This is a genomic window from Pantoea sp. ICBG 828 (assembly GCF_002928355.1).
GTDB classification, from domain to species: Bacteria; Pseudomonadota; Gammaproteobacteria; order Enterobacterales; family Enterobacteriaceae; genus Pantoea; species Pantoea dispersa.
The window spans coordinates 1-6,039 of record NZ_POWN01000020.1; the positions used below are offsets into that span (position 1 = coordinate 1).

The window sequence follows — 6,039 nt, forward strand, 5'->3', positions numbered from 1 at the left end:
GGGGGCTAGGCTTGGGGGGTTAGGGGATGCCCTTGAGGTTGATTTTGAGGATGTATGTCCGGAAGATTGCATGTTGTATCTAAGCCCGAGAAGCAGTTTCTTGATGACGCCGTTTTTGCGGCAGAGCGGGCAAAATGCTGTCCGGTCTGGAAAAAAAAGAGGTGCTTCGCGTGGCCTGCAATCAACTGCTGTGACCGCGCGAGGCCGTGAAAAAGGCCCTTGTGGACGAGAGACAGCCTGCTAAGTTCACTTGCAGTAAGCCAAAGCCGTTTCGTCGTTAACCCGCAACGCTCGCCGCAGCGTTCGTCTGGCGTAGCCAAGGGAACCGAGGAAGCGTCATTTCATCCGTTCTGTGCCCGTGGCACGTTAACTCCGGAGTGCTTCTGTGATTAAACATCATAAAACCGCCCTGAACATGGCAAAATTCATTCAGGGACAAAGCCTTCTTCTGCTGGAGAAGCTCAACGAGCTGGACCTGGATACGGAAGCTGACATGTGCGAACGGCTTCATGAGGACGCCGAGCGTCTTCATGTCGGCCTTCTGGCAAAGTTAAATCAGGAATAACGGTATCCGCATGGCGAAAGTATCTATCAGCGAGGCCGCTAGGCTTACAGGTAAAAGCAGGACAACGCTGCACAGGCTTATCAAAACAGGTGAACTGTCTACCTGTTCAGGTGTGCGCAACTCAAAAATGATAGATGTATCAGAGCTTATACGCGTTTTCGGCGATATCTCTTCGACTGTTGTTGGACAGCCTATAGAACAGGTTTCTGAACAGCGTGTTACAGTGAATGATACAGCTAATGCACAGCTCGTTCATAGCCTGAAACAGGAAGTTGAACACCTCCGTACACTGGTTTCTGCTCAGGAGTCGCATATCGACAGCCTTAAGCAGTCCCTCCACCTTCTTGAACATAAAAAAGAGACAGCGCCGCCAGTATTGCCTGGCGGCAAATGGTGGCAGTTCTGGAAATAGCCGGCTGACAGCACCTGCTTTTCCGGTAATTCTGGCCCCGACGGCGTGGTTGCTTCTGCGCTTCCTGCGACTCAGCTGGTATCTGTGCATTGGGGGACGAATTGTTGAGTTCTTGCGAGGTTTCCTTAGGTCGCTGACCTGTTCGCGGCTTACGCCGGGCTGACTTGCGTCAGACTCCACCCACACACCAGTCTCCTTGTGTCGCCATCGATACCGAGCCGTTCTTTTTCCTTTTTTAATAAAACCTGCCTGCAGTCGCGCCGGCAGCGTTGCAGTTAAAAGCCCATTCAGGGCGTATGAAAACACGTAATACGTGCACGTCAGATTGTGGAAATCGCCGTCAGACGTCGTGCCGCAGGGGCTGCAGCAGGTCAGAAAACTTAACGCCGGACAGGAAATGTTTTGTACTACCGCCATCTCGATGGCAGCATCACAAAACGAGTTAGTCAGGGCTTTCGCCCCGACACCCAATTCATCCAGGACCTGCTGATGAGCATTAAACAACCCCGCCAAAAGACGAAGCTGATACAAGTTCGCTGTACAGAAGACGAGTATGAGCAGATCCATGAAAGTGCCCGTGCAAGCGGCCTTACTGTTGCTGAATATATCCGGCGAATTTCGCTTCATCGCCGAATAACCCCTGTGAAAACTGATTATGCACTCGTTTCAGAGATCATCACCCTCGGGAAGCAGCAGAACATTTTGGCGTTTCAGGATGGCGGCATTCATAGCAGTCAGTACACTGATATCCTCGAGGCGATTAAGAATGCCATTAACAAGGCGGCCTCAACTTTCGGTTAAAGAACTGGCTGATTTCTGGCGCGCCAGGGGCCTGGCCAACGTCTCACGGTTGCACAGTAAATTGCGCACCCGTTCACCGTTATTCGTGAGGTTCAGTGGTGCTTTTGACGGTTCCACAGGATTTTAGCTGCTAAAATCCCGGCTATTCATGTCCGTGCATAGTCATGCAGCCGCACCAGAATCATCAGGGGCGTTTTTCATGATTCTGGACAGGGAAAGGTGCCGGAAACGGCCCGCTCGCGTCAGAATCGCACTGAGGGCCTCTCAGGGGGTGCGGGCAAGCACTTTTATGTTAAATCTGAGAATGGCTGGCAAAGCGCGTTGAAGATGACGCATTTTTTTTCATATTGGTATAGTGCTTTTTTGGCTTTAAATCAGAGGTAAAAATGGAAAGTCTGTTTGTCTACGGCACGCTGGGGCCAGGTCGTCCGAACGCACATGTGCTTGAGCAAATCGGGGGAAGTTGGACTGAGGGGCATGTTGGCGGCTCGTTGCTCAATAAGGGCTGGGGAGCGGAGATGGGCTTCCCCGGCATTGTGTTGGATAACAGCGGTAATCGCGTGAATGGCTTTGTGTTCTTCTCAGAAAATCTAAGCCAGCATTGGCCTGCGCTCGATGAATTTGAAGGTGAAGAATATGAGCGCGTGCCTGTGGAGGTAACCACCGAAGACGGACAGAGTGTCCAATCCTGTATCTACATGTTGAAAAACGACCTCTGAGCCAGAGAACCCCGCCTTGAGTGGGGTTTTTATATGCTTCGCCCAAGAGATGTTATGGTAAATTTTGTAACTAAGAAAGTGACCGGCTCTCAGCCGGTCACTTTATATGATTAAAACCTCATCATATTTATGCTTTTAGTGATTGCTTTTATCAGAAAAAGTACCGGCGTTTAAACTATTCTGAGCTAAAAGCAATGCATCTGAGTAGTTATTGTTCGCCAACCTTATGCTTTCTTCTCTATTTTTCTTTTCCTGATCAATAAAATTAGCTATTTTATCTTGAAGTTCCAAGTCAGGAACTGGGATTTGTGTTTTCATTACATCACTATCTAATATGGCAGGATAGCTTGACCCGGTAGAGAATTTTCTGAACTGCTCTAATGTGCTCTCCATTTTCAAAACAAATTGCAAATATAGTGGGTTGATTTTGTCTTTTTTGCAACGGATAACACTAAATCCTGTAGAGGCTATCTGATCATTTAGTTCAGAAGGAACAATGGCTATTGCTCCCCTAGTCGGGCGACAAGTAGAAATAATTATATCTTCTTTCATAACAACCTTTCGTGCTCGCGATGGTGCCTCTTCACCCGTTAACTCTTGCGGGGATACTATTGTACCTGATGTGATGTCAACGCATGAAATATCAATATATTGGAAAATTTTATCAGGATTTTTAGTTGGATCTCTTTTTTCTTTCACAATAAAAGCAACATCGGAAATATTTTTTATTAATTCCCTGTTGAATTTTCTTATTTCTTCTGGAGGCAAGTGGTAATCAATATCCCAACGCCCTTCCTGGCTAAGATTATCCTGAGTCTCTATTTTTATTTTCACTTCCACCCCTCCATTTTATGGAATGCTTCAATAACATTATTTATTTCACTCCCTTGCTTAATTCGGCCGGTGGCATCAAAACCTATATTTTCTATTTCGCAAAGGAAAACGTTATTTTTACTTGCGCATTCATTTTTCTTTCTTTTTTGGAAAATGCACAAAGATGTTTTTACCATTGCGCCATATGGCTGAAAAGTCTCTTCAGGCAAGCTAATTATGGCTTTTAATTTCGCCTTGTTTAAAACCCACTCCCTTACGAATAAAGATGTCTTGTTTTTTAAAAGACCATCAGGGAGAACTATAGCTAATTTTCCACCAGGCTTAAGAAACTGAAAGCATCTCTCTAAGCCTATGATTTCTAATGGTAATGATTTTTTCTTGTTCCCTAACTCGAACCTGCCGACCATACCCATAACTTCTTGTCGCATAATTGATCCAAATGGTGGATTTGTCATGATTATATCAAAAACTTCAGGAGATTGATTATTATCACCGCCTATGGAAACAATGTCAGGATAATTATCAAAGCTTAATAAAGAGTCGAGGTTTCTGATATTTGTATGCCCGTCATCATGTAACATCATATCAGTCATTGCTATACGAACCATTCGATCTGATTTTTCTATGCCATGCAAATGGAAAAATTTAAATTGATGAATGCCATAGTCATCTAGAGTTTCACGCTGGTTATCCATAACATAATCTAAGCATTTACTAAGGAAGTGACCTGATCCACAGAAGGGATCTAAAATCACATCGGACGCAGTCGGCTTAACTAAACCTATAGCTAACTCAACAATAGGGTCTGGTGTAAAATATTGTCCCATACCCGCTCTTATAGCTGATCCCAGAACCTTTTGGAAAGCAGTTCCTTTTATGTCTGCCTTACTATCAACAAATGAAAAATCTTGTATTTTCTCTACGACCTTGAAAAGAGCTACATCGCTGAGCTTTATAGGAGCCTTAAACACTCCTCTTGATCGCTCATATCCTGGTATTCTTTGGCTATAAACTTCTAATTCTTTTTGCTTGGCCTCTTCATAAAGTTCTCTAATGTTAGAAGCTGCTTCTGAAGGGTTAGCTGCACCATATGTTTGAAAACCGAAATCTGTTCCTAAGGGTTTTTCTATTGTTTTTCTTTCATCAAATATTTTCACATAAATTATCTTTGATAACTCATCTAAAGCTTCATCATCATGAAGGCCATCAACATCTCTTAGAATATTATGACATTCCACTAATAGTTTGTTGTATTCTTCAGTTATCGGCGTTAGGCCTGTCTTTCGGCCGTCCTTCAAATGATTTAATTCTCTTGATAGCTTTACTTTAACTGATAAATCACCACCATATAAAGGTATGTCAGATATATAGTCAAAATCATTTGGGTCTATTTTTTTTCTTACGCTTTTTGTTGTTACACCATCGGTTACCATTCCAATGGTTGCGGTATGAGTAGAAGCTAAATACGATTCTAATTGACGCTCTGCCTCCTTATACTCTATAGGAGGAGAGTTCCTAGATTTTGTTTCAATAATTAAAAAAGGCCGTCTATTGTCATTTTTAATTGTAATATCAGCCTGCTTTTCTGATGAACCCATTTTAATTGATTCTTCAATGGTTATCTTTTCACCTAGCCAGCTACGGGGGTACTTATAGACTGTTATTAAACGATGTAATACCCATTGACGAACAAATTCTTCAATCGCATCTGGAGCTCCATCAAGTGAACCATGATTCGCTTCCCAATCTATAGCTCTTCTTCTGGCTGATGCTACATCGCCATGGCTTTGAAATAACCAATCGTCTGGATGAATAAGATCAAACTCACCTAAGCTTGCCATCTGTTACCTTCAGTAAAGTTAAAGCACTATTGAAAGAGCCTTTAAAAGTCGAAATCGCATTTTACACGTGCCGTGTAATTTTTCCACTACGTTTAAATTTATTGATTTATGGATGCTTGACGAAAAAGGAAGCAACAGAAAAGTTTCTTGAGATTAGGATAGGGCCAAGGTAATCTCATTGGCAAGAAACGAAAAAAACCGCCTTGGCGGGCGGTTTTTTCGAAGGTTTTCAAGAGTTGGCGCTCTTTTGAACCGTGGTAACTGGCTTTCGCGGAGCGCAGTCACCTAAACTGTCCTTCCAGTGTAGCCGTAGTCAGGCCAACACTTCAAGAACTCTTGTAAAGTCTGTTAGACAACATCGCTCCGCAAACCTTTTACCAATGGCTACCGCCAATGGCGATTTGTCGTGTCTGTCAGGGTTGGACTCAAGAGAATAGTTACCTGAACATGACGTGGTAGTCGGGCTGAACGGGGAGTTCGTGCATACAGCCCAGCTTGGAGCGAACCACCTAAGCAGAACTCAGTGTCAGGCGTGGAATGAGAAGACGCGGCCATAACAGCGGAAAGACATGGGTACACTGTACGGTGGGAACAGGAGAGCGCACGAGGGAGCCGCCGGAGGGAAACGTCCGGCATCTTTAAGTCCTGTCGGGTTTCGTCCTTCTGATTTGAGTACCGGAAATCGGTGATTTCTGTGAAACTCGTCAGGAGGGCGGAGCCTATGGAAAACCGGGGAACTTGGGGGCTAGGCTTGGGGGGTTAGGGGATGCCCTTGAGGTTGATTTTGAGGATGTATGTCCGGAAGATTGCATGTTGTATCTAAGCCCGAGAAGCAGTTTCTTGATGACGCCGTTTTTGCGGCAGAGC

6 protein-coding genes are annotated in these 6,039 nt (G+C 44.5%); 4 read left to right on the forward strand and 2 right to left on the reverse strand.

The window, feature by feature from the left end; genetic code table 11:
- Positions 1–385: 385 nt before the first annotated feature.
- From C1Y43_RS23360 to C1Y43_RS23375, 4 genes are all read left to right on the forward strand, one after another.
- The gene (locus C1Y43_RS23360; protein WP_104189847.1) at positions 386–565 is read left to right on the forward strand and encodes a Rop family plasmid primer RNA-binding protein; all 180 of its coding nucleotides are present in this window, start codon (positions 386–388) and stop codon (positions 563–565) included.
- 10 nt (positions 566–575) lie between these two features.
- The gene (locus C1Y43_RS23365) at positions 576–977 is read left to right on the forward strand and encodes a helix-turn-helix domain-containing protein (protein ID WP_104189849.1); all 402 of its coding nucleotides are present in this window, start codon (positions 576–578) and stop codon (positions 975–977) included.
- A 402-nt stretch (positions 978–1,379) separates the two neighbouring features.
- A complete protein-coding gene (gene mobA, locus C1Y43_RS23370) occupies positions 1,380–1,778 on the forward strand; it encodes a plasmid mobilization protein MobA (RefSeq protein ID WP_104189851.1) in 399 nt (132 codons plus the stop codon).
- Between the two features lie 386 nt (positions 1,779–2,164).
- On the forward strand, positions 2,165–2,497 hold the full coding sequence (locus C1Y43_RS23375; RefSeq protein WP_104189853.1) for a gamma-glutamylcyclotransferase family protein: 333 nt from the start codon (positions 2,165–2,167) through the stop codon (positions 2,495–2,497).
- Positions 2,498–2,632: 135 nt separating this feature from the next.
- Here C1Y43_RS23375 and C1Y43_RS23380 read toward each other — a convergent pair whose 3' ends face one another.
- Both C1Y43_RS23380 and C1Y43_RS23385 read right to left on the reverse strand, forming a co-directional pair.
- Positions 2,633–3,331, reverse strand: a complete 699-nt coding sequence (locus C1Y43_RS23380) for a restriction endonuclease subunit S (RefSeq protein WP_158252680.1) — start codon at positions 3,329–3,331, stop codon at positions 2,633–2,635.
- The gene (locus C1Y43_RS23385; RefSeq protein ID WP_104189857.1) at positions 3,328–5,172 is read right to left on the reverse strand and encodes an N-6 DNA methylase; all 1,845 of its coding nucleotides are present in this window, start codon (positions 5,170–5,172) and stop codon (positions 3,328–3,330) included. Before C1Y43_RS23385 ends, C1Y43_RS23380 begins: the two co-directional genes overlap by 4 nt.
- Positions 5,173–6,039: the final 867 nt, after the last annotated feature.